General features: G+C 64.0%; 21 protein-coding genes. 13 read left to right on the forward strand and 8 right to left on the reverse strand.

Annotated elements, in window-relative coordinates; all coding sequences use genetic code 11:
• Positions 1–25 precede the first annotated feature (25 nt).
• Genes DWF74_RS23640 through argS form a run of 8 tightly spaced genes read left to right on the forward strand, consistent with a single transcriptional unit; the run spans position 26 to position 8,844 of the window.
• Positions 26–1,249, forward strand: coding sequence for an aminotransferase class I/II-fold pyridoxal phosphate-dependent enzyme (locus tag DWF74_RS23640; RefSeq protein WP_102861668.1), 1,224 nt, complete (start codon positions 26–28; stop codon positions 1,247–1,249).
• A gap of 28 nt (positions 1,250–1,277) precedes the next feature.
• The gene (locus DWF74_RS23645) at positions 1,278–2,141 is read left to right on the forward strand and encodes an HpcH/HpaI aldolase/citrate lyase family protein (RefSeq protein ID WP_115581819.1); all 864 of its coding nucleotides are present in this window, start codon (positions 1,278–1,280) and stop codon (positions 2,139–2,141) included.
• The gene (locus DWF74_RS23650) at positions 2,138–2,665 is read left to right on the forward strand and encodes a MaoC family dehydratase (protein ID WP_115581820.1); all 528 of its coding nucleotides are present in this window, start codon (positions 2,138–2,140) and stop codon (positions 2,663–2,665) included. Before DWF74_RS23645 ends, DWF74_RS23650 begins: the two co-directional genes overlap by 4 nt.
• Entirely contained in the window at positions 2,662–3,651 is a 990-nt protein-coding gene (locus DWF74_RS23655; RefSeq protein ID WP_102861671.1) for an ornithine cyclodeaminase family protein, read from the forward strand. Before DWF74_RS23650 ends, DWF74_RS23655 begins: the two co-directional genes overlap by 4 nt.
• Before the next feature lie 41 nt (positions 3,652–3,692).
• The gene (locus tag DWF74_RS23660) at positions 3,693–4,460 is read left to right on the forward strand and encodes an SDR family NAD(P)-dependent oxidoreductase (protein WP_115581821.1); all 768 of its coding nucleotides are present in this window, start codon (positions 3,693–3,695) and stop codon (positions 4,458–4,460) included.
• A 49-nt stretch (positions 4,461–4,509) separates the two neighbouring features.
• Positions 4,510–5,823 (forward strand): hypothetical protein, encoded by a 1,314-nt coding sequence (locus DWF74_RS23665; RefSeq protein ID WP_115581822.1) that lies wholly within the window; start codon positions 4,510–4,512, stop codon positions 5,821–5,823.
• 51 nt (positions 5,824–5,874) lie between these two features.
• Entirely contained in the window at positions 5,875–7,077 is a 1,203-nt protein-coding gene (locus DWF74_RS23670; protein ID WP_102861674.1) for an MDR family MFS transporter, read from the forward strand.
• Between the two features lie 54 nt (positions 7,078–7,131).
• Positions 7,132–8,844, forward strand: a complete 1,713-nt coding sequence (argS, locus tag DWF74_RS23675) for an arginine--tRNA ligase (RefSeq protein WP_115581823.1) — start codon at positions 7,132–7,134, stop codon at positions 8,842–8,844.
• A gap of 51 nt (positions 8,845–8,895) precedes the next feature.
• Here the strand turns inward: argS and DWF74_RS23680 are convergent, their stop codons facing one another.
• Entirely contained in the window at positions 8,896–9,297 is a 402-nt protein-coding gene (locus tag DWF74_RS23680; protein ID WP_115581824.1) for a hypothetical protein, read from the reverse strand.
• A complete protein-coding gene (locus DWF74_RS23685) occupies positions 9,278–10,645 on the reverse strand; it encodes an MFS transporter (protein ID WP_115581825.1) in 1,368 nt (455 codons plus the stop codon). The genes DWF74_RS23680 and DWF74_RS23685 overlap by 20 nt, the downstream gene beginning before the upstream one ends.
• 226 nt (positions 10,646–10,871) lie before the next feature.
• Here DWF74_RS23685 and DWF74_RS23690 point away from each other — a divergent pair, with 226 nt between their 5' ends.
• Together DWF74_RS23690 and DWF74_RS23695 are read left to right on the forward strand one after the other, a co-directional pair.
• The gene (locus DWF74_RS23690) at positions 10,872–11,777 is read left to right on the forward strand and encodes a LysR family transcriptional regulator (protein WP_115581826.1); all 906 of its coding nucleotides are present in this window, start codon (positions 10,872–10,874) and stop codon (positions 11,775–11,777) included.
• 85 nt (positions 11,778–11,862) lie between these two features.
• Positions 11,863–12,987 carry a GNAT family N-acetyltransferase gene (locus tag DWF74_RS23695; protein ID WP_115581827.1) on the forward strand — a complete coding sequence of 375 codons (1,125 nt, stop codon included), beginning with the start codon at positions 11,863–11,865 and terminating at the stop codon, positions 12,985–12,987.
• 16 nt (positions 12,988–13,003) lie between these two features.
• On the opposite strand, the gene aqpZ is transcribed toward DWF74_RS23695, so the two are convergent.
• The 5 genes from aqpZ to DWF74_RS23720 all read right to left on the reverse strand — a co-directional run bounded on the left by aqpZ (position 13,004) and on the right by DWF74_RS23720 (position 18,297).
• Positions 13,004–13,702 (reverse strand): aquaporin Z, encoded by a 699-nt coding sequence (aqpZ, locus tag DWF74_RS23700; protein ID WP_115581828.1) that lies wholly within the window; start codon positions 13,700–13,702, stop codon positions 13,004–13,006.
• Positions 13,703–14,048: 346 nt separating this feature from the next.
• Positions 14,049–15,881 (reverse strand): ABC transporter ATP-binding protein, encoded by a 1,833-nt coding sequence (locus DWF74_RS23705; protein WP_115581829.1) that lies wholly within the window; start codon positions 15,879–15,881, stop codon positions 14,049–14,051.
• A gap of 91 nt (positions 15,882–15,972) precedes the next feature.
• Positions 15,973–16,536, reverse strand: coding sequence for a peptidylprolyl isomerase (locus DWF74_RS23710; RefSeq protein ID WP_102861682.1), 564 nt, complete (start codon positions 16,534–16,536; stop codon positions 15,973–15,975).
• Positions 16,537–16,539: 3 nt separating this feature from the next.
• The gene (locus DWF74_RS23715; protein WP_115581830.1) at positions 16,540–17,343 is read right to left on the reverse strand and encodes an alpha/beta fold hydrolase; all 804 of its coding nucleotides are present in this window, start codon (positions 17,341–17,343) and stop codon (positions 16,540–16,542) included.
• Positions 17,344–17,373: 30 nt separating this feature from the next.
• Positions 17,374–18,297, reverse strand: coding sequence for a LysR family transcriptional regulator (locus tag DWF74_RS23720; RefSeq protein WP_102878799.1), 924 nt, complete (start codon positions 18,295–18,297; stop codon positions 17,374–17,376).
• 49 nt (positions 18,298–18,346) lie between these two features.
• Between DWF74_RS23720 and DWF74_RS23725 the strand changes: the two genes are divergently transcribed.
• The 3 genes from DWF74_RS23725 to DWF74_RS23735 all read left to right on the forward strand — a co-directional run bounded on the left by DWF74_RS23725 (position 18,347) and on the right by DWF74_RS23735 (position 20,528).
• Positions 18,347–18,661 (forward strand): 3-phosphoglycerate kinase, encoded by a 315-nt coding sequence (locus DWF74_RS23725; protein ID WP_102861685.1) that lies wholly within the window; start codon positions 18,347–18,349, stop codon positions 18,659–18,661.
• Between the two features lie 158 nt (positions 18,662–18,819).
• Positions 18,820–19,419: an FMN-dependent NADH-azoreductase gene (locus DWF74_RS23730; protein WP_102861686.1), complete on the forward strand. Its 600-nt coding sequence runs from the start codon at positions 18,820–18,822 to the stop codon at positions 19,417–19,419.
• Between the two features lie 245 nt (positions 19,420–19,664).
• Complete coding sequence (locus tag DWF74_RS23735; protein WP_102861687.1) at positions 19,665–20,528, forward strand: carboxylate/amino acid/amine transporter; 864 nt, start codon at positions 19,665–19,667, stop codon at positions 20,526–20,528.
• A gap of 193 nt (positions 20,529–20,721) precedes the next feature.
• Here the strand turns inward: DWF74_RS23735 and DWF74_RS23740 are convergent, their stop codons facing one another.
• Entirely contained in the window at positions 20,722–22,020 is a 1,299-nt protein-coding gene (locus tag DWF74_RS23740; RefSeq protein ID WP_115581831.1) for a mechanosensitive ion channel family protein, read from the reverse strand.
• Positions 22,021–22,117 lie beyond the last annotated feature (97 nt).

The following is a 22,117-nucleotide window of genomic DNA, read 5'->3' on the forward strand; positions in this document are numbered from 1 at the left end:
ATTCACTCGAATTCCGGAGAGCATCATGACCGACAACACTCAGCCTCAGGCCACCAACAAGTACCGCAACAACCTCAAGGCCTTCGATTACGGCAACCAGTTCTGGGACGAATCCGAACGCAACGGCCTGGCGGGCATCGTCGCCAACCTGGTGGGGGACGGCAGCCTGGAAACCGCTGATGGCCATCGTTTCATCAACGTCAGTTGCTGTTCCTACCTGGACCTGGATTCCCATCCGAGCATTGTCCAGGGCGCCATCGACGCCTTGCATCGCTACGGCGTGCTGGATCACTGCATTTCCCGGATTCGCATCCAGATTCCGGCGCTGCTGGAGCTGGAGGCGTCGCTCTCGCAGCTGTTCGAGGCCAAGGTGATTACCGCTATTTCCGCCGGCGCGGCCACGGCGGGCATCCTCCCGCTGCTGGCGTCCGGGCACCTGACCCAGGGCGTGCGCCCGGTGATGGCCTTCGACAAGTTCGCGCACTTTTCCATGAGCCTGTACAAGCCGGTGTGCGGCGATGAGACCGAGGTGTTCACCATCGGCCACAACGACATGAACGCCCTGGAAGACCTGTGCCGCAAGTACCGCAAGGTCGCCTATGTCGCCGACGGCACCTACAGCATGGGCGGCCACGCGGCCCTCGGGGACTTGCTGACCCTGCAGGAAAAGTACGGCCTGTTCCTCTATCTGGACGATTCACACTCGCTGTCCATCGTCGGTCGCCACGGCGAGGGCTATGTGCGCTCGCACATCGATCAGGTCAATGAAAACACCATCATCGTCGCCACCCTGAACAAGGCGTTCGGCACCAGTGGCGCAGCCATCATGTTCGGCCCCAAGGGCAAGCAGGTGGAGGACATCCTGACCCGTTTCGGCGGGCCGATGGCCTGGTCGCAGCCGATGAACACCGCGGCCATCGGCGCCTCCCTGGCGTCTGCCGAGCTGCATCGCGGCCCGGAGCTGGCGCTGCGGCAGAACGCCCTGTCGCGCAACATCCAGCTGTTCGACGAGTTCATCCGCACCGAGCAGGCCGGCAATGCCTTTCCGATCCGCCTGGTGCAGTTGCCCAACGACCAGGTGATCCGCAGCGGTCGGCTGCTGTTCGAAAACGGCTTCTATGTGTCGCCGGTGTTCTTCCCCATCGTGGCCAAGGACAACGCCGGGCTGCGGGTCATGTTGCGCTCCACCATCAGCGAGGAGCAGGTGCTGTCCATGTGCGAACTGCTGCGTGGCTGCATCGAGTCCTGAACCCATCCATTGCTGCGAGTGTCCGGTTATGCAAACCCGTGGTTATTCAGTTGCCCCCATTCCCCGGTTGCCCCGTTCGATCCTCTACACCCCGGCCTTCAACCTCGAGCGGCTGCAAGGCGCTCGGGAGGCGGGGGCCGATGTCTGTCTGATCGATCTGGAAGACTCGGTGCCCCCAGCCAGGAAAGCCCTGGCCCGGGAGCATTGTCTGCAATTGCTCAAGGCTCCGGCGTCGGCGTCCCGGGTGGCGGTGCGGATCAACGAACTGCGCTCGCCCCAAGGCCTGCTGGACCTTGAGGCCTTCATCCGCCATGGCCTGGCGCCGGACATCGTGATGCTGACCATGGTCCGCGATGCCTGCGAACTGGAGATCGTGCGTGCCCAGCTCAGCGAGCTGCCGCACCCGGTGGAGCTGTACGTCACCGTGGAGACCCTGGAGGCCATCGACGCCATCGACCCGATTGCCAGCCAGTGCTCGGGGCTGGTGTTCGGCTCGGCGGACTTTGCGGCCGAGCTGGGGGTGGAAATCGGTTGGGAAAACATGCTCTACGCCCGCCAGCGCATCGCCAACGCAGCGGCGCGCTACGACATCGCCGCCATCGACACCGCCTGCTATCACCTGGACGACCCGCAGCTGTTGCTGCAGGAAAGCCGGGCGGTCAAGGCCCTGGGATTCCATGGCAAGGCCATCGTCCACCCGCGCCAGCTGGCCACGGTCATGGAGGTGTTCAGCCCCAGCCCCGGCGAGCTGGAACGGGCCCGGGAGATCCTGCGTCGGGCGGAGCACAGCCAGGGCGAAATCTTCACCCTGGATGGCGACATGATCGGTCCTCCATTCATCAAGAAGGCCCGCAAGCTGCTGAACAATTTTACCCAGGAGCCACATCCATGATCTCGACCCTGCAACGGCTGGACAACGGTGAGTACCTGGAGTCGCCGGGGATGTTCTTCGAGGACTTCAAGCCCGGCGACGTGATTCGTCACTGGCCCGGGCGCACCGTGCTGGAAACCGACAACACCTGGCTGACCCTGCTGTCGATGAACCATCACCCGCTGCACTTCGACCAGGAGTACGCCAAGGACACGGAGTTCGGCAAGGTCCTGGTCAACAGCGTGGTGACCTTCGCCATCATCAATGGCATGTCGGTGCAGACCATGAGCTTTCGCACCCTGGCCAACCTGGGCTGGGATCAGGTGCGGCTGTCGGCCCCGGTGTTCATCGGCGACACCCTCTACGCCAAGTCGAAGGTCCTGGCCATCCGCCCCAGCCGTTCACGGCCGGGGCAGGGGATCGCCACCATCGAGACCGAAGGCTTCAAGGCCGATGGCAGTGTGGTGCTCAGTTACCAGCGTTCATTCCTGGTGCCCCGGCGCGAGCCTCTGGCCCTGCCCGTGGCCGAACAGGAGGTGCCATGAATTTTCTCAGCCTCGATCGCCAGGCCATGGCTCGGGCACTGTCCATGGGCGAGGCCATCGAGGCCCTGCGCCAGGCCCTGGCACCGGCCATGGCGGACGGTGTGCAAGTGCCGCCGCGAACCATCATGACCCTGGGCGACAGTGCCGAGAGCAACCAAGTGCTGGTAATGCCGGCGGCCCTGCCCTTGGCCCAGGCGGTGGCGGTCAAGGTTTCGACCATCACCCCGGACAACCCCCGCCACGGTCGGCCGCTGATCCATGCCCTGGTGATCCTGCTCAGCAGCCAGACCGGGGAAATCCTGGCGCTGATGGAAGGCGCCCATCTGACGGCCCTGCGCACCGGGGCCATGGCCGGGCTGGCCACCGATCTGCTGGCGCGGCCCGCATCCCGGGTGCTGGCGGTGATCGGTGCCGGGGTCCAGGCCCGCAGCCAGATCGAGGCGGTCTGTGCAGTGCGCCCCATCGAACAGCTGTTGCTGCATTCCAGGAGCCTGGACAAGGCCCGGGCCCTGGCGGCCTGGGTCAGCGATCGTGGGTTGTGCCCCCAGGTCATGGTGACCGACAGCGTGGCCCGGGCGGTGTGCATGGCGGACGTGATCTGCACGGCCACTTCCACTGCCAGTGCCGAGCCGCTGGTGCGGGCGGCGGATGTGCGCCCCGGGACCCACATCAATGCCATCGGCGGGGTCGATGAAATGGCCTGCGAGATCGATCCGCTGCTGCTGGGACAGGCGGCGGTGTACGTCGAGGAGCGCGATGCCGCTCTGCGTGAGGCCGGCGAGCTGATTCAAAGCCTGCGCCTGGGGGTGCTGATGCCCGGGGATGTGCAGGAAATCGCCAGCCTGCTGGGCGGCTCCGTCGTCCCGCGCGGCACCGCCAGCAGCCTGTTCAAGTCAGTGGGCACGGCGATTCAGGATGTGGCGGTGGCGGCAGCCCTGCTGCGCTCGGCACGGACCAAGGGGCTGGGCACACGCGTCAGCCTCTGAAACCACAGTGCCTGGGGCCCAGGCATGACAAGGATGAATACATGGCAGAACAACGATTGTCCGGCAAGAACGCGCTGATCACCGGCGCCAGTCATGGCATTGGCCAGGCCATCGCCCTGGCCATGGCGCGAGAAGGGGCCAATGTGGCGTTTACCTATCAGCGCGATGAGGCCGCCGCGGCCCAGGTGCTGGGTCAACTGCAAGAATTGGGGGTGAAGTGCCAGGCCTTCCAGGTGGATGCGGGGGAGGCCAGTGCCGCGCCGCAACTGGCCGGTCGAGTCCTTGCCGGGTTCGATGAGCTGCATGTGCTGGTCAACAATGTCGGCATCACCACACGCACGGGGTTTCTCGAAACCAGCGTCGAGGACTACCACAAGGTGATGAATGCCAACCTGCGGTTTCCGTTCTTTCTGACCCAGGCGGTGATCGCCCACATGCTCGAACGGCGGATCGCCGGCAGTGTGATCAACGTGTCTTCCATCAGTGCCTTCAAGGCCATCAGCCAGATGGCCCACTACCAGTCATCCAAGGCCGGGCTGTCGATGCTGTCCAAGAGCCTGGCCTACGAGTTCGCTGCCCAGGGCATCCGGGTCAATACCCTGTCACCCGGACTGACCGCCACCCAGGGCAACCGCAACCAGTGGCACAACGATCCGCAGTTGTGGCGCGAACGGGGCAAGGACATTCCCATGGGCCGTGCCGGCACGCCCCAGGATCACGCCGGCGCGGCGGTGTTTCTGGCCAGTGACGAAGCCGCCTGGGTGACCGGTGCCGACATCGTGATCGATGGCGGCGAAGCGACCCTCTGATCATTCCCACCGAGGGCTTGCCCCTCATTTGCATCAGGAAGCGCGATCCATGAATTTTGAAGAGCTCAATCGCCCGTTGTTCGATGTGTTTGGCCAGCGCAATCCGCAGTTGATCAAGCCCCAGGGATACAAGGCGACCCCCTTTCCCCTGGCCCTGTTTCCCGCCGCTGCCTTTCAGGCGGTGGCCGCCGACCTGCGCCTGATCCTGGCGGCGCAGTCGCGGATGCTGGCCCATTTGCTGACCCTGCACAGCCGCGAGCACATCCTCGAATTGTTCAATGTGCCGGTTCAGGTCCGCGACCTGGTGGATTGGTCGCTGCTGGAAAAGGGCGGGCGGCTGATTGGCCGTGCGGACGTTCTGCTGAGCGAGGATGGCCAGTACCAACTGTGCGAACTGAATATCGGCCCGGCCATCGAAGGCCCGCAGTTGCACGAATTCTGCTCGCGTTTTCTGGAGTCGCGAGGGGTGCAGCTCAGTGGCTTCGAACACGGGCAATCGCCCTATGTCGATCTGGCGCGGCTGATCCAGCGCCTGTGCAAGGAGCAGCGGCGCAGTCGGGTGGTGCTCCTGGATCTTCAAGCCTATGACCACTGGGCAGGCGCTTCGGCCTACCAGCCGTTGTTGCGCCATGTGCGTCAGGCCTGTGCGGATCTGGAAGTGGTGCTGATCAAGGAGCATCAGTACCAGGCGCAGTGGTTGAGCGCCGAAGAGGGCGCGCGAACCCTGGTCTATCGCCTGTTCCTGGAGGAGGAGATCGTCGATGGCGGCGATCTGGTGCGGCGTATCTGCGGTTCGGGCGCCTTGCTGCTCAACACCTTTGAAAACTACGTGAGCGGCTGCAAGTCATGGTTCTCGCTGTTTCATGAGCCGGCGCTGCGGGCGGTGCTGGACGCTGAACAGCGCGCCGCCATCGATCGCCGGATACCCATGACGGTGCGGGTCAGTGCGCAAAACCTTGAGGGTTTGCTGCAGCGGCGCCAAGAACTGGTGTTCAAACCCTGCAACTCCACCGGTGGCAAGGGGGTGATCCTCGGTGAGGAAGCCACTGACGAACTGATCCGCGCCTGCGTCGGTCCAAGACCCGGTGAATGGATTGCCCAGGCCACCATCCGCCAGAGTTCCTATGCTTTGCCCCAGGCCTTCTGGAACCAGCCGGTGGAGCAGTTCGTGGTGTTTGGCCTGTACTACATCAATCAGCAGATGTCGGGCCTGTATTTGCGCTGCAACGGTCGCTCCAGGGCGGTCAATGTGCTGTCCGGCGGCATGCCGGGCTGGGCGCTGCCGATCACCGACCAGGAGCACCGACTGCTGCTGGCGCAACTCAAGACCCAGGAGCCTGAACCGTGCCCGCTAGCGCAATGAACCAGGGCCGGGGAGGACAGGCTCCCCCTGGCGGGAGAAGTGGGCCGGCCCATGATTGAAAGAACCTTCAGCTGGGCGCGCTACGCCACCCTGCCCAGGGAGATCCATGTGGTGCTGTTCGGCACCCTGTTGACCCGTAGCGCGTTCTTCATGATCTGGCCGTTCCTGGCGATCTTCCTGTACCAGGACTATCACCTGGGAGCGACCTTGATCGGCACCCTGCTGGCGGTGGCCATGGTCGGCGGCGCACTGAGCAGTATCTACACCGGCTGGCTCTCGGACCGCTTCGGACGCCGGCGCCTGATTCTGGCGGGCGCCTTGTTGAGCGCGCTGTCGTTCTTGCTGTTCATCGAGGCCGGCTCGGTGTTCTGGTTCGGCGTGGCAGTGGCGGGGGTGAGCATCGGCTGCTCGCTGCTGGAGTCGACCTGCAAAGTGCTGATCGGCGATTACGTGGAGGACCTGCAGTCCCGGGAGCTGGCACTGTATGCCAACTATTTTCTGGTGAACGTCGGCGGCTCCATCGGGCCGTTGATCGGCATGTTGCTGCTGTCCAGCGTGCGCTCCCTGGTGTTCGCCGCCTGCGCCCTGGTGTACACGGTGTTCGGCCTGCTGCTGTGGCGTCTGCTGCGGGACAAGGAGGCCCGAGTGCAGCGACATGCCAGCGCTCCGACCCCCAACTTCCTGGTGGCCTTCGGTGCGGTGCTCAAGCATCGGCGATTTACCCTGCTGATGCTGTGCAACACCGTGGCGGCCTTTGTCTATGCCTCGTTCGACTCGACCCTGCCGCAGTACCTGGCGCGTAGCGAAGTGCAGGACCCGGTGACCCTGCTGGTGATCCTGATCACCCTCAACTCGCTGATTGTGGTCTTTACTCAGTTTCCTCTGTTGCGCTTGCTGGAGGTTTATTCCACTCGCTGCCGGCTGTTCTGGGGCATGGCCCTGATGCTAGCCTCGCAGCTGGTGTTCGCCGGCTCGCCGGTGACGCTGTTCTGGGGGCTGGCGCTGGCCACGCTGCTGTTGAGCGTGGGCGAGTTGATCGTGTTCCCGATCTTCAGCATCGAGGTTGACCGGCTGGCTCAGGAGAGTCTGCGCGGCACCTATTTCGGGGTCTCCAGCCTTTATCGAGTGGGCATTGCGCTGTCGCCGATCTACGGCGGCGCCATGCTCGACCTGGTGGGGGGGCAATGGATGTTCATAGGACTGGCCGCGCTGTGCGGGCTGGTCATGGTGGTACAAAACTACGCCGTCAGGTAAAGGGCAGGGTTGCCGCCTGAGGTTCGAAATCTTCAAGGATGAGGTGTATCCGACATGTCTGTAATGCGCATTCTGGACCAACGTTTCGCGGCCGCCCTCGACGGCCTGGGCGCCACTGACAGTCCGCCGGTGATTCAACTGGCCAGCCGTCCCGAGTTTGGCGACTTCCAGATGAGTGGAGTGATGGCCGCGGCCAAGAAACTGGGCCTGGCGCCGCGCGAGCTGGCCCTGCAACTGGTGGAGCGGGTGGATCTGCGGGGCATCGCCGAGCACCTGCAGATCGCCGGGCCGGGCTTTATCAATATTTCCCTCAGCAAGGACTTCCTGCGTGAACGCCTGGAGCATGCGCTGCTGACCCGCAACCTGGGGGTCGAGCCGCAGCCGGCCAAGCGGGTGATGGTGGAGTACGCTTCGGTCAACCTGGCCAAGGAAATGCACGTCGGGCACCTGCGCGGCAGCATCATTGGCGACGCCCTGGCGCGGATCAATCTGTTCATGGGCCAGGACGTGATCCTGCAGAGTCATGTCGGCGACTGGGGCACTCAGTTCGGCATGCTCCTGGCCTATATGAAAGAGGCCACCGATACCCGCCGGCAGGACTACGAACTGCGGGACCTGAACCGCTTCTACCAACAGGCCAAGCGGCGCTTCGATGAATCGGAGGATTTTGCCCGCCGTGCCCGGGATTATGTGGTCCGGCTGCAACAGGGAGACGCCGAGGTGCTGCGCATGTGGCACACCTTTGTCGAGGTGTCGCTGTCCCACTCCCTGGATATCTTCCAGCGCCTGGGCCTGTTGCTCAAACAGTCGGACATCCGTGGCGAGAGTTTCTACAACGATGACCTGCAGCCCCTGGTCCAGGCCCTGCAGGACAAGGGCCTGCTGACCGAAAGCCAGGGGGCCAGGGTGGTGATGCTGGCGGAGTACGCCAACAAGGAGGGCCAGGAGGCGGCCTTTATCGTGCAGAAGCAGGGCGGTGGCTTTCTCTATGCCACCACGGACCTGGCGGCGATCCGTTTTCGCATTCGCCAGCTCAAGCTCGACCGCTGCCTGTATGTGGTGGATGTGCGTCAGTCCCTGCATTTCCAGCAGTTGTTCCTGGTGGCGCGCAAGGCCGGCTTCCTGCCGCCCCAGGCGGATTTCGAGCATGTCAGCCATGGCACGATCAAGGGCGCCGATGGCAAGCCGTTGAAGACCAAGTCCGGCGAGTCGGTCAAGCTCGATGCGTTGCTGACCGAGGCGGTGGAGCGGGCCGAGGTGCTGATCGCCGCGAAGAACAACGGGCTGGACCCCGAGGCCCGTCGACACGTGGCCCGGGTGGTGGGCATCGGCGCGCTGAAGTACGCCGACCTGTCCCGTCATCGCAACACCGACTATGTGTTCGACTGGGACGCGATGCTGTCCTTCGAGGGCAATACCGCGCCTTACCTGCAATACGCCTACACCCGGGCCAACCGCGTGCTGACCCGGGCCGGGAGCGTCAAGGAGCAAGGCCTGCATATCATCGAGCCCCATGAACACAGCCTGGCCATCGAGCTGCTGCGTTTCGAGGATGTGATGTTGCAAGTGCTGCGCGAAAGCCTGCCCCACGTGCTGTGTGCCTATCTGTACGGGCTGGCCACGGCATTTTCGCGTTTCTACGAGTCTTGCCCGGTGATTGCTGACGAGCGTGTCGATGGTTCGCGGCTGAAACTCTGTGAACTGACTGCCCGCACCCTGAAGGAGGGCCTGGGGCTGCTGGGGATCGAGGTGGTCGACACCATGTGATGCCCAGAGCATGGCCGAGGCGGGGCGCGTGCCGCGCCTCGGGCAAAGGGCTCAGGGGCAGGCGGTTTCGTGCAGGTACAGCCACTGCACCGCATCGTCCTGGACCCGGATGATCGCCAGTGACAGGCGCGAGGTCTGGCTCTGGTTCAGGCAATGGGTTTCCTTGTAGCGGATCGCCGCGCTGTGGCCTTCCTGCCACAGGCAGTGCAGATCGCTGACGATGATCTCCAGCCCGGCGCGGGTGCCCAGGGCACCGCGAAACAGCTGCTCCACCTGTGCCCGGCCAACCAGGGCGCCGCTGGTGGTCACCATCTGGAAATCCTCGGCGAACAACGGCAGCAGTTGCTCGATGCAGGCCGCGCCATCCCCCCGTTGATCGGTGAAGACGCGGTGAATCAGTTGATGAATCCAGTGCACGCTGTGCTGTGCCTGTTTAACGATCGAGTTGGGCATGGGAGGCCTTTTGTGGAGTGAGTCTGCCGAGGGCCGGCAAGGGAAGCAGGCCGGCCAGGGCGGCCAGCAGCAGGGTCAGGTGATAGGCCGCGACAGCGTCCAGGTACCTGAGCAGGAGGTTGTAGAGCATCAGCAACAAGGCCGCGCCAAGGCTGAAGGCCAGCTGCCGGTTGATGTTCCAGATCACGCTGGCCTTGTGCGTGTCGCTGCCGCTGAAGTCCAGCAGGGCGGTGGTCTGGGCGGTGTTGGCACCGGCGCCGCCACCAAGGCCCATCAGCAGGTAGGCCAGCATGATCAGCGGCAGGTCGGATGTCGCGTTGACCCAACACAAGGTGGCGATACCGGCGCTGTGCAGCACCAGGGCGATGGCGAACAGCCGCGGGGCGCCGATGCGGTGGTAGTAACGCCCGCAGGCCAGCATCGCCAGCAGGGCGCCGGCGGCATACAGCAGCATGAACATGCCGCTGTGTTGCGCGCTCAGGTGCAGGCTGTCCTGCAGAAAGAACAGGCTCAGCAGGTTGACGCCGGTGAAGACCCCGGGAATCGCGTGGTAGATGCCCACCGACAGGCCGAGGCGGGGATTTTTCAGCAGGTGCAGATCGACGATGGGCTGTGGGCAAGCCTGGCAGTGCCTGCGGTACAGCGCGGCCAACAGCAGGCCGGCGGCCAGGCACAGCAGGGCCTGATGGGCCGGGTAGCCGCTGCCGTACAGCGACATGCCCAGCAGCAGGCTGCCCAGGCTGGCGCTCACCAGCAGCAGGCCGCGCAGGTCCGGTCGGGCCGGATGCGCTGTGCGTTCGCTGCGGACCCAGCGCCAGGACAGCAGCGCCGCCAGCAAGGACAGCGGCAGGCTGGCGAAGAACACCCAGCGCCAGGAACTGTGGTCGACGATTGCACCACCCAGGGTCGGCGAGAGTGCCGGGGCCAGCAGTGCCACGGCCATGATCAGGGTCGAGATGCGCGCGCGTTGCGGGCCCTGGAACAGGTTGAAGGTCAGGGCTTGCCCCAGGGGAATCAGCAGGCCGCCGGCCATGCCCTGCACCAGTCGCCAGAACACCAGCCACCTGAAGTCGTCGGCCAGCCCGCAGAGCAGGGCCGCGCCACTGAACAGCAGCATCGAGGCGCTGAGGATCTCCCGGCTGCCGAAGCGTCCTGCCAGCCAGGTGCTGATGGGAATCACCAGGGTCAGGCCGAGAATGTAGGCGTTGGCCACCCAGGCCACGCTGGCGCTGGAGACCTGCCAGTGCGCGGCGATGCTCGGCAGGGCCACCGCCGACATGAAGATGTTCACGCAGTCGATAAAGAACCCGAGAAGAAATACCACCGCCACTTTGTATCTGTAGGTCATGCCGCCTCCGTTTTGCCCGCAGCTTAAGCTCTGTACGAAAAGTGTTGAGACGAAGGTCAGGCAAGGCGAAAACGGTCGAGGAAGCGGAGTTTACGGGTTGTAAATGAGCATTCCGAGACCGTTTTCAACGCAGCATCACCGAGTATCAAGGCTTTTCGTACAGAGCTTAGGGAGGCTGGGCGGAGACTGTCGAGGTACCTATACTTGACGCATTGTTTAACAGGATTTGACAGTGAGCGAGACCTTTCACGGCCAACTGCACCGGGTGCAGACCTTTCTCGCGGTGGTGGACTTTGGCTCCTACACCCGCGCCGCGCAGTACCTGGGCATCAGCAAGGCCATGGCCAGCCTGCATATCAAGGCGCTGGAGCAGGCCCTGGCCAGTACCTTGCTGATCCGCACCACGCGGCATATCGCCCTGACGGAAAGCGGGCAGGACCTGTATGACGAATTCAAGGGGATTGTCGCCAATATCGATACCGCCTTTGACAACGTGCTGCACGGACGCAACCGGGTCAGCGGCAAGTTGCGCATCAGCTCCACGGCGGAGTATGCAGAGACCTTCGTGCTGCCGATCCTGCCGTTGTTCACCGCGCGCTACCCCGAGGTACGCCTGAGTTATCACTTCAATTCGTCGTTGAATGACCTGGTGGCGGAAAAGCTCGATCTGGTGATTCGCCTCGGCCACCTGGCGGACTCGGGGTTCAAGGGGCGCAAGCTGGCGGACTACGGCATCGCCCTGGTGGCCAGCCCGGATCTGCTCCAGGGCGTGGAACTGGCGCAGGCCGAGGATCTCTGCCGCTTGCCGTGGATCGGCAACAGCAATCTGGCGGGGCCGCCTTGCTGGACTTTCAATCATCCGCGTCGGGGCGAGGTGGAGGTGCGGGTCAACCCCGGGCATGAGTCCAATTCGGCGACGGCGATTCGCGCCCTGGCCCTGGCCGGCCTGGGGCTGGCGGTGCTGCCCGAATGGCTGGTGCTCGACGACCTGGCCAACGGGCGCCTGGTGCGGGTGCTGCCGCCGTACAGCCTGGCGCCGCAGCCGGTGCATGTGCTGTTTCCCAACAGCGCCCACTTGCCGCGCAAATCCCGGGTGTTCATCGATTTTCTCGCCGAACACCTGGGGCATTGAGGGGGGGCAGGGTGCTGGCGGTTTCGGTGAGTCCGGGGATGGAGGATACTCGCCGGGTCGTTCGATCTGAATTCCGGGGACCCCCATGCCGCTGCAATCCTTGAACAGTCTGTCTGCCGTCGATCCTGTGCAATGGGATGGCCTGCTCAAGGACGGGCAACCCTTTGTCCGTCACGCCTTTCTCAGTGCCCTGGAAGACAGCGGCAGCCTGGGCCCGCGCTCCGGTTGGCAGGCCGAGCACCTGCTGCATGTAGAAGACGGCCGGCTGCTGGCGGCCCTGCCCAGCTATCGCAAATGGCACTCCTACGGTGAATACGTGTTCGATCATGGCTGGGCCGATGCCTGCGCGCGGGCCGGGATCGACTACTACCCCAAGCTGCTGACCGCGGTGCCGTTCAGCCCGGTGAGCGGCGCCCGGGTGTTGGCGGCGACCCAGGCGGACGCCTTCGAGCTGCTGAAAAGCCTGCCCGGTTACCTGGAGATCGAAGGGCTTTCCAGCGCTCACATCAACTTCACCGACGACTTCAGCGATCAGGCCCTGGAACAGCAACCGGGCTGGTTGCAGCGCCTGGGCTGTCAGTTCCACTGGCAGAATCGCGGCTACCGGGACTTTCAGGATTTTCTCGACGCCCTGAGCTCGCGCAAGCGCAAGCAGATGCGCAAGGAGCGCGAACAGGTGGCGGGGCAGGGCTTTGATTTCCAGTGGTTCGAAGGCCATGAACTGGACGAGGCACTGTGGGATTTCGTCTATGCCTGCTACGCCAACACCTATGCGGTGCGGCGCCAGTCGCCCTACCTGACCCGGACCTTCTTCAGCCTGCTGGCCGAGCGCATGCCCGAGGCGATTCGCGTGGTCCTGGCCAAGCAGGGCGGGCGCCCGGTGGCCATGGCCTTCAGCCTGGTGGGGGGCGACAGTTTCTACGGCCGCTATTGGGGCTGCCTGGCGGAGTTTGACCGCCTGCATTTCGAGACCTGTTTCTATCAGGGCATGGACTACGCCATCGCCCAGGGGCTGCAGCGCTTCGACGCCGGGGCCCAGGGCGAGCACAAACTGATTCGGGGCTTCGAGCCGGTGATCACCCGCTCCTGGCACTACCTGCGTCACCCCGGGCTGAATGCCGCGGTGCAGGATTTTCTGCATCGGGAGCGGGTCGGGATTCGCGCTTATGCCGAGGAGGCGAGGGACGCCTTGCCCTATCGGCAGGCGTGATCCTCGCCGCCGTTGCTCAGCCGTCTTCCTTGCCCAGCCAGCGGTAGAGCACGGCGCCGATCACTGCGCCGAGGATCGGTGCCAGCCAGAACAGCCACAGTTGCTGCAGGGCCCAGCCGCCGACGATCAGCGCCGGGCCGGTGCTGCGGGCCGGGTTGACCGAGGTGTTGGTGACCGGGATCGAGATCAGGTGGATCAGGGTCAGGGCCAGGCCGATGGCGATGGGCGCCAGCCCCGCCGGGGCGCGTTTGTCTGTGGCGCCCAGAATGATCACTACGAACATCCCGGTCATCACCAGTTCACAGACAAACCCCGCAGCCATTGAATAGCCGCCGGGGGAGTGCTCGCCATAGCCGTTGGAGGCCAGCCCCGCGGCCAGCTCGAAGCCGGGCTTGCCGCTGGCAATGAAATACAGCAGCGCTGCGGCGATGGCCCCGCCGATGACCTGCGCCACGATATAGGCCGGCAGCTCCCTGGCCGGAAAGCGTCCGCCCACCACCAGGCCCACGGACACGGCGGGATTGAGGTGGCAGCCGGAAATATGGCCGATGGCGAAGGCCATGGTCAGCACCGTCAGGCCAAAGGCCAGGGCGACGCCCAGCAGACCGATGCCGACATTGGGAAACGCCGCCGCCAGCACGGCGCTGCCGCACCCGCCGAGAACCAGCCAGAAGGTCCCGAGCAATTCAGTCATGGAACGTTTGAACAAAGACATGAGTGATTCCTTGATAGGTCAACCTATCAACGCGATACAACTGTTATGCATCCCGCGGGTTAACTGCAGGTTCTGTCCCGGAACCTAGGCTCAGTACAGCAGGCTTTTGGCGCAATTCCAGCCCGCAAAAAAACGCCAGGGCCCCTGGAAACAGGGCCCTGGCGTCGCGAGGCACAACCTTCTGCACCTGATTGCTGTAGCCGCTGCCGCAGGCTGCGACCGAGTCCGCAGGACTCGCAAGGCGATTACCACGATTGACCAGGCAAACCGCGGATGCAGGTTCTGCGGCCCCTGCGGTGCCGATCGCAGCCTGCGGCAGCGGCTACAGATCAGTCGCCGCCGCGGGTCAGTCGATGCCGACGAATCCTCCAGTCTGGTGCTGCCACAGGCGCGCGTACAAACCACCATGGGCCAGCAGTTCGGCGTGGGTGCCGGCTTCGGCAATGCGCCCCTGTTCCAGGACGATCAGGCGGTCCATGCGGGCGATGGTGGAGAGGCGGTGGGCGATGGCGATCACGGTCTTGCCCTGCATCAGGGTCTCCAGGCTTTCCTGGATCGCCGCTTCCACTTCCGAGTCCAGGGCCGAGGTGGCTTCGTCCATGATCAGGATCGGCGCGTCCTTGAGCAGCACCCGGGCAATAGCGATGCGCTGGCGCTGGCCGCCGGACAGCTTGACCCCGCGTTCGCCAACATGGGCATCGAAGCCGGTGCGGCCCTGGGCATCGGACAGTTGCGGGATGAACTCGTCGGCCCGGGCCTTGCGCACCGCTTCCCAGAGCTCCTCATCGGTGGCATCGGGGCGGCCGTAAAGCAGGTTGTCACGGATCGAGCGGTGCAGCAGCGAGGTGTCCTGGGTGATCATGCCGATGCGCTCGCGCAGGCTTTCCTGGGTCACCTCGGCGATGTTCTGGCCGTCGATGAGGATCTGTCCGCCCTGCAGGTCGTAGAGGCGCAGCAGCAGGTTGACCAGGGTCGATTTACCGGCCCCGGACGGGCCGATCAGGCCGATCTTCTCCCCGGGACGGATGTCCAGGTTGAGGTCGCTGATGACCTTGTTGGCCTTGCCGTAATGGAACTCCACATGCTCGAAGCGCACGCCGCCCTTGGCCACGGCCAGCTTGGGCGCCTGTTCGCGGTCGGTGAGTTGCAGCGGCTGGGCGATGGTCTTGAGGCCGTCCTCGACCATGCCGATGTTCTCGAAGATGCCGTTGATCACCCACATGATCCAGCCGGACATGTTGACGATGCGGATCACCAGACCGGTGGCCAGGGCGATGGCCCCGGCGCTGATCAGCGACTGGCTCCACAGCCACAGGGCCAGGCCCGTGGTGCTGACGATCAGCAGGCCGTTGAGGCTGGTGATGGTCACGTCCATGGCGGTGACCACGCGGCCGGCCAATTGGCTTTTCTCGGTCTGCTCGGCGATGGCTTCGCGGGCGTAGCTCTGTTCGAAATGGGTGTGGGCAAAGAGCTTGAGGGTGGTGATGTTGGTGTAGCCGTCGACGATCCGCCCCATGAGTTTGGAGCGGGCGTCGGAGGCGTCCACCGAGCGCTTCTGGATGCGTGGCACGAAGTAGCGCATGGCACCGATGAAACCGGCGATCCACAGCAGCAGGGGGATCATCAGGCGCCAGTCGGCGTCGGCGAACAGCACCAGGGAACCTATGGCGTAGATGGTCACGTGCCACAGGGCGTCGATCACCTGCACCGAGGAGTCCTGCAGCGAATAGCCGGTCTGCATGATGCGCTGGGCGATGCGCCCGGCGAAGTCGTTCTGGAAGAAGTTCAGGCTCTGGCGCAGCACGTAGCTGTGGTTCTGCCAGCGGATCAGGCTGGTCATGCCGGGGTTGATGGTCTGGTGCATCAACAGGTCGTGCAGGCCCACCATCAGCGGCCGGAACAGCAGGGCCACCACCGCCATCCAGGTCAGCTCCAGGCCGTGGTCGGTGAATACCTGGACGCTGGGCGTGCCCTGGGCCAGGTCGATGATGGTGCTCAGGTAGCTGAACAGCGACACCTCGATCAGGGCCACGAACAGGCCCACCACCAGCAGGGCGACGAAGCTGGGCCAGACTTGCTTGATGTAGTGGAAGTAGAACGGCAGGACCCGATTGGGCGGGGTGGCGCTGGGGGCGTCGCGGAAGATATCGATCAGTTGTTCAAAACGACGAAAGAGCATGGGGGTCTTGAAGCCCGGGGTACGGGCTCTCCTGTTCTGAAAGCGGACGGGGCGCCGGGTAGGGCGCCGCCGTCGGGACAGGCTGGCGGATTCAGTCGATGCGCTTGGCCGACTTGATCAGCACCGGGTCCACAGGCACGTTCTGCATGCCTTGCTTGGTGGTGGTTTGGGAATTGACGATCTGGTCCACCACGTCCATGCCGCTCACCACCTTGGCGAACACCGCGTAGCCGGCATCGCGGCCCGGGTCGAGGAAGGCGTTGTCGGCGACGTTGATGAAGAACTGGCTGGTGGCCGAGTTGGGGTTGGAGGTGCGGGCCATGGACAGGGTGCCGCGAACGTTATGCAGGCCGTTGGAGGCTTCGTTCTTGATCGGGTCGCGGGTGTCTTTCTGCACCATCTGCGCGGTGAAACCACCGCCTTGGGCCATGAACCCCGGGATCACCCGGTGGAAGATGGTGTTGTTGTAGAAGCCGCTGTCGACGTAGTCGAGGAAGTTCTTGCTGGAGATCGGTGCCTTGACCGGGTCCAGTTCGACTTCGATCTTGCCGAAGCTGGTGTCCAGCAGGACGTGAGGCGCCTTGGCCGGTTGGGCGGCCATCAGGTTGGCAGCGAACAGCACGGAGCCGGCGACGAGGGCGATTTTTTTCAGCATGGTTCAGTGATCCTGAGTGGTGGTGTCGACTGTGGTTATGAAGTCCAGCAGGGTGTGGTTGAAGCGCTGCGGCTGGTCCAGCGGCGTGGCGTGTCGGGAGTCCTCGATCACCACCAGCCGTGCATCCGGCAGCAGTTTGACATAAGCCTCTTTGACCGCCACCGGGGTGTAGTCGCGGTCGGCGCTGACGACCAGGGTTGGACAGGTGATCCGCCCCAGACGTTCCTGCACTCCCCAGCCGACGATGGCGTCGAAGCTGGCGAGATAAGCACGTTTGTCGTTTTTTGCCCAGCGCTCGGCCATCTTTTGCCGCAGCTCACCCTGCTCCGGCTTGGGAAACAGGCGTGGCCCCAGGGCCTTGCCGATGGCGGCCGGGCTCAACACCCGGGCCAGGCTCCAGCGCTTGAACCACTGCCAGTAGTCATTGGCGCTGCGTAGCTTGACCTCGGGGGCGCTGTTGACGATGCACAGGCTCTTGAGCAGTTGCGGCTGATCCACCGCCAGTTGGAAGCCGATCATGCCGCCCATGGACAGCCCGACGTAGTGCGCGGGGCCCAGGTTCAGGTGCTCGATCAGCGCCACGATGTCGGCGCTGAAGCCCGGGATGCTGTAGCGCTCCCGAGGTTTGTCGGAGCGTCCGTGACCGCGAATGTCCGGGATGATCAGCCGGTAGCGGGCCGCGAGCTCGGGGATCTGTTTTTCCCAGTCCAGGGCGCTGGAGCCCAGGCCGTGAACCAGCAGCAGGGGGTCGCCCCGGCCGTATTCCTCGTAGTGCAGGGTGCAACCTTCATGCTCGAAATACGCCATGGCAGAACTCCTGTTCTGGTGGGTGGGACGTCAGGCTTGCTCGGGGGCGGCAAAGGGCGCATCCAGGGGCGCGGTGTCGAAGGTGCGCAGCAGTTCCACGAGGATCTGCGTGGCCGGCCCCAGGGGTTTGTCCTTGTTGGAATAGAGGAAGAAGGTCGGATGGCGGCTGCCGCCCTGGTCCAGGGGCAGGACCTTGAGCAGGCCTTCGCGCAGCTCCCGTTCGATCAGGTGCCGGGGCAGCCAGGCAAACCCCAGGCCGCTGCTGACGAAGGTCGCGGCGGTGGCCAGGCTGCCCACGGTCCAGCGTTGTTCGGCGCCGAGCCAGCCCACATCCCGCGGCTGCTGGCGACCGGAGTCGCGGATCACCACTTGCAACTGGCTTTCCAGGTCCTGGAAATGCAGTTCCCGTTGCAGGCGGTGCAGGGCGTGTTCCGGATGGGCCACGGCGACGAACTCCACCGAACTCATCTCGGTGCCCAGGTAACCGGGAATGTTGAAGCCACTGATGGCCAGGTCGGCCACGCCTTCGAGCAGCACTTCCTCGACCCCGGACAGCACTTCTTCGCGCAAGCGTACGCGGCAGCCACGGCTTTGCGGCATGAAGGCGGTCAGGGCGCGCACCAGGCGCGCATTGGGGTAGGCGGCGTCCACCACCAGTCGCACTTCGGCTTCCCAGCCCTGTTCCATATGGTGGGCCAGGTCTTCCAGCTGGCTGGCCTGCTTGACCAGTTGCCGGGAGCGGCGCAGCAACACGCCGCCGGCTTCGGTGAGCACCGCCTTGCGGCCATCGATGCGCAGCAGCGGCACGCCGAGCTGGTCCTGCATGCGCGCCACGGTGTAGCTGACCGAGGACTGCGAGCGGTGCAGGGCTTCGGCGGCCTGGGCGAAGCCGCCGTGATCGACCACCGCCTGCAGGGTGCGCCATTGATCCAGGGTCACGCGGGGCGCTTTCATGAGGGACTCCTCTTGTCCTAAGCTGGCGCTCCTTATTGGAGACTGCCGAATGAGAAAATTCTGTTGTGTGTTGCTGGCGCTGTTGCCCCTCTGCGCCTGGGCCTATCCCATCGATGTCGAGAAGCAGTTGAACGGCCAGAGCATCGACTACACCACCTTCGATACCGATGAAGACATCGGCTCCATCCAGTTGAACAACTACGGCAAGAACGACGCCGTGTGTTCGGTGGTGTTTCGCAATGGCCCCGAGGCGCCCCGCACCCGCAAGGTGGAAGTGGCGGCCGGCAAGAGCAAGAACGTGACCGCCAAGTTCAATCGCAAGATCATCAAGCTGCGCCTGGACCTGAACTGCCAGGCCAAATGATGGACTCTGGGCCGGCCCGGCGTACTGCGTTAGGGCTGGCTCCGCTTATAAACGAATTTGTTGATTGGTTATAGCAGTTATTTGCGCTTTTTCATCGATATCACTCTGTTTAATCTGCGCTCCATCGACTTACGCATACCCCGATGGAGGCTTCAGCCATGTCCCGCGTCCTGATCATTGAAAGCAGTGCCCGCCAGCAGGATTCCGTATCCCGGCAATTGACCCAGACCTTTATCCAGCAATGGCAGGCCGCTCACCCCGGCGACTCGATCACGGTGCGTGACCTGGCCCGCAACCCGGTGCCGCATTTGGACGCCAACCTGTTGGGAGGCTGGATGAAACCTGCCGAGCAGCGCAGCGCCGCCGAGCAGGAGTCCCTGCAGCGCTCCAATGAGCTGACCGAGGAGCTGCTGGCCGCCGACGTGCTGGTGATGGCCGCGCCGATGTACAACTTTGCCATTCCCAGCACCCTGAAAGCCTGGCTCGACCATGTGCTGCGTGCCGGGGTGACCTTCAAGTACACCGACACCGGGCCCCAGGGCCTGCTGACCGGCAAGCGTGCCTACGTGCTCACTGCTCGGGGCGGCATCTACGCCGGCAGCAGCGCCGATCACCAGGAACCCTACCTGCGTCAGGTCATGGGCTTTATCGGTATCCACGACGTCGAGTTCATCCACGCCGAAGGTTTGAACCTGGGCGGCGACTTCCACGAAAAGGGCTTGAACCAGGCCAACGCCAAGCTGGCCCAGGTGGCCTGAGCCCCGTCGGGCGAAGCGGCGCTGCAAGATGGGCGCCGTTAATCCGCAGATAATCCGCCGGTGTTCAAGTAGCGCCTGCGGATCCCCTTCAAGCCGGTTCGCGCATCGAACCTCCCTTTGCACTGGTAGCTCCTTCAGTGCCGACGCCCGATTGCACGCTTAGCGAGATCGGGCTTTTTTTTGCCCGGGATTTCATCTGTACCGGCAAAACCGCTATCGTCGCCGCCATTCAAGATGAGGCGAACATGGGCTATCTACTTTTTGTCACTCTGATCCAGGCGTTTTCCTTCAGCCTGATCGGCGAATACCTGGCCGGGCATGTCGACAGTTACTTTGCGGTGCTGGTGCGGGTGCTGCTAGCGGGGCTGGTGTTTCTCCCGCTGACCCGCTGGCGCCGGGTGGAACCGGCCTTCATGCGCGGCATGCTGCTGATCGGGGCCCTGCAGTTCGGCATCACCTACGTGTGCCTGTACCTGAGCTTTCGGGTGCTGACGGTGCCGGAGGTGCTGCTGTTCACCATCCTCACGCCTTTGCACGTGACCCTGATCGAAGACGCCCTGAACCGGCGCTTCAACCCCTGGGGGCTGCTGGCGGCGCTGGTGGCGGTGGCGGGCGCGGTGGTGATCCGCTACGACAGCGTCAACCCGGACTTCTTCATCGGCTTCTTGCTGCTGCAACTGGCCAACTTCACCTATGCCGCCGGGCAAGTGCTGTACAAGCACCTGGTGGCGCGCTACCCCAGCGACCTGCCGCATTACCGGCGCTTCGGCTACTTCTACCTGGGGGCGTTGCTGGTGGTACTGCCGGCGTTCCTGCTGTTCGGCAAGGCCCATTACCTGCCTGATGCGCCGCTGCAATGGGCGGTGCTGCTGTTTCTCGGCCTGGTGTCCACGGCATTGGGGATGTACTGGTGGAACAAGGGCGCGTGCCTGGTGACCGGCGCCACCCTGGCGGTGATGAACAACTTGCATGTGCCGGTGGGGCTGCTGGTCAATCTGCTGATCTGGAACCAGCATGAAGACCTGGGGCGCTTGTTGCTGGGGGGGTTGGTGATCCTTGGGGCGGTGTGGATCAGCCGCCGCGGCTCTACGGTGCTGGCGACTCGCTGAGGCAGCGATCCAGGGGCTGGATGCTGGCGGCGCTGCCGGGCTGGTTGTAGCCGCTGCCGCAGGCTGCGATCGAGGCCGCAGGACTCGCAAGGCGGCCGCCGCGTATGACCAGGCGAACCGCCAACACAGGTTTCACGGCCCCTGCGGGGCCGATCGTCCGAACGCGGCCCGAACCTTCGGCAGCGGCTACAGGTTAAAGCGCGTGCTTTTCTGGTTGTGGAACATGGCTGGCGCCCGCTATCGCCGGCAGCAAACCGGCCCGCAGATCGGTGCCGCTGGGCTGCTGGTAGAGGTTCAGGCCAAATTCCGGCATTACCGCCAGCAAGTAATCGAAGATATCCCCCTGGATGCGCTCGTAATCCACCCAGGCCGTGGTGCGGGTGAAGCAGTAGATCTCCAGCGGAATGCCCTGGGCCGTGGTCTGCATCTGGCGCACCATGCAGGTCATGTTCGGCTGGATCTCCGGGTGGCTCTTGAGGTACGCCAGGGCATAGGCGCGGAAGGTGCCGATATTGGTCATGCGCCGGCGGTTGGCCGATAGCGCGGCGACGTTGCCCTGGGCTTCGTTCCAACTCTTGAGCTCGGCCTGCTTGCGCCCGATGTAGTCGGTAAGCAGGCGCACCTTGCTCAGCCGCTGTTCTTCGTCGTCATGCAGAAAGCGCACGCCGCTGGCATCGATGTACAGGCTGCGCTTGATCCGCCGGCCGCCGGACTGCTGCATGCCGCGCCAGTTCTTGAACGACTCGCTCATCAAGCGCCAGGTCGGGATGGAGACGATGGTCTTGTCGAAGTTCTGCACCTTGACCGTGTGCAGGGTGATGTCCACCACGTCGCCGTCGGCACCCACCTGGGGCATCTCGATCCAGTCGCCGACCCGCAGCATGTCGTTGCTGGTCAACTGCACGCTGGCGACGAAGGACAACAGGGTGTCCTTGTAGACCAACAGGATCACCGCCGACATGGCGCCCAGACCGGACAGCAGCAACAGCGGCGAGCGGTCGATCAGGGTGGCGACGATGATGATCGCGCCAAACACATACAGCACCATCTTCGCCAGTTGCACGTAGCCCTTGATCGAGCGGGTGCGGGCGTGTTCGGTGCGTGCGTAGATGTCCAGCAGGGCATTGAGCAGGGCACTCAGGGCCAGGAGCTGGAACAGGATGGTGAAGGCCATGGCCAGGTTGCCGAGGAACAGCAGGCTGGTCTTGCTCAGCTCCGGCACCAGGTGCAGGCCGAACTGGATCACCAGGGACGGGGTCATTTGCGCCAGGCGGTGGAACACCTTGTTGTGGCGCAGGTCATTGAGCCAGTGCAGGGACGGCTGCCGGCCCAGCAGCCTGACGGCGTGCAGGACCAGGTAGCGGGCCACTCGTCCGAGCACCAGGGCGATCACCAGTAACAGGGCCAGGCCGATGCCGGCGTGCAGGAGAGGGTGTTGATCGAGGGCTCCCCAGAGATCCTGGGTATTGAGCCAGAGCTGTTTGAAATCCATGGGCTAAAACGATTCTTCTATGGGACACGAGGGGAGGATTAGAGCATTTAACCCTGACAAAGTTACGGTTAAGGACAAATCGGCTAACAAAAAACCA

It is taken from the genome of Pseudomonas protegens (assembly GCF_003363755.1).
GTDB classification, from domain to species: domain Bacteria; phylum Pseudomonadota; class Gammaproteobacteria; order Pseudomonadales; family Pseudomonadaceae; genus Aquipseudomonas; species Aquipseudomonas danubii.

Coding starts and splice junctions, on each gene's coding strand:
- DWF74_RS23695 (WP_115581827.1), top strand. CDS start 11,863: ATGCCGCTGCAATCCTTGAACAGTCTGTCTGCCGTCGATCCTGTGCAA.
- DWF74_RS23650 (WP_115581820.1), top strand. CDS start 2,138: ATGATCTCGACCCTGCAACGGCTGGACAACGGTGAGTACCTGGAGTCG.
- DWF74_RS23670 (WP_102861674.1), top strand. CDS start 5,875: ATGATTGAAAGAACCTTCAGCTGGGCGCGCTACGCCACCCTGCCCAGG.
- argS (WP_115581823.1), top strand. CDS start 7,132: ATGTCTGTAATGCGCATTCTGGACCAACGTTTCGCGGCCGCCCTCGAC.
- aqpZ (WP_115581828.1), bottom strand. CDS start 13,702: ATGTCTTTGTTCAAACGTTCCATGACTGAATTGCTCGGGACCTTCTGG.
- DWF74_RS23660 (WP_115581821.1), top strand. CDS start 3,693: ATGGCAGAACAACGATTGTCCGGCAAGAACGCGCTGATCACCGGCGCC.
- DWF74_RS23730 (WP_102861686.1), top strand. CDS start 18,820: ATGTCCCGCGTCCTGATCATTGAAAGCAGTGCCCGCCAGCAGGATTCC.
- DWF74_RS23685 (WP_115581825.1), bottom strand. CDS start 10,645: ATGACCTACAGATACAAAGTGGCGGTGGTATTTCTTCTCGGGTTCTTT.
- DWF74_RS23640 (WP_102861668.1), top strand. CDS start 26: ATGACCGACAACACTCAGCCTCAGGCCACCAACAAGTACCGCAACAAC.
- DWF74_RS23680 (WP_115581824.1), bottom strand. CDS start 9,297: ATGCCCAACTCGATCGTTAAACAGGCACAGCACAGCGTGCACTGGATT.
- DWF74_RS23710 (WP_102861682.1), bottom strand. CDS start 16,536: ATGCTGAAAAAAATCGCCCTCGTCGCCGGCTCCGTGCTGTTCGCTGCC.
- DWF74_RS23705 (WP_115581829.1), bottom strand. CDS start 15,881: ATGCTCTTTCGTCGTTTTGAACAACTGATCGATATCTTCCGCGACGCC.
- DWF74_RS23740 (WP_115581831.1), bottom strand. CDS start 22,020: ATGGATTTCAAACAGCTCTGGCTCAATACCCAGGATCTCTGGGGAGCC.
- DWF74_RS23655 (WP_102861671.1), top strand. CDS start 2,662: ATGAATTTTCTCAGCCTCGATCGCCAGGCCATGGCTCGGGCACTGTCC.
- DWF74_RS23725 (WP_102861685.1), top strand. CDS start 18,347: ATGAGAAAATTCTGTTGTGTGTTGCTGGCGCTGTTGCCCCTCTGCGCC.
- DWF74_RS23720 (WP_102878799.1), bottom strand. CDS start 18,297: ATGAAAGCGCCCCGCGTGACCCTGGATCAATGGCGCACCCTGCAGGCG.
- DWF74_RS23715 (WP_115581830.1), bottom strand. CDS start 17,343: ATGGCGTATTTCGAGCATGAAGGTTGCACCCTGCACTACGAGGAATAC.
- DWF74_RS23645 (WP_115581819.1), top strand. CDS start 1,278: ATGCAAACCCGTGGTTATTCAGTTGCCCCCATTCCCCGGTTGCCCCGT.
- DWF74_RS23735 (WP_102861687.1), top strand. CDS start 19,665: ATGGGCTATCTACTTTTTGTCACTCTGATCCAGGCGTTTTCCTTCAGC.
- DWF74_RS23665 (WP_115581822.1), top strand. CDS start 4,510: ATGAATTTTGAAGAGCTCAATCGCCCGTTGTTCGATGTGTTTGGCCAG.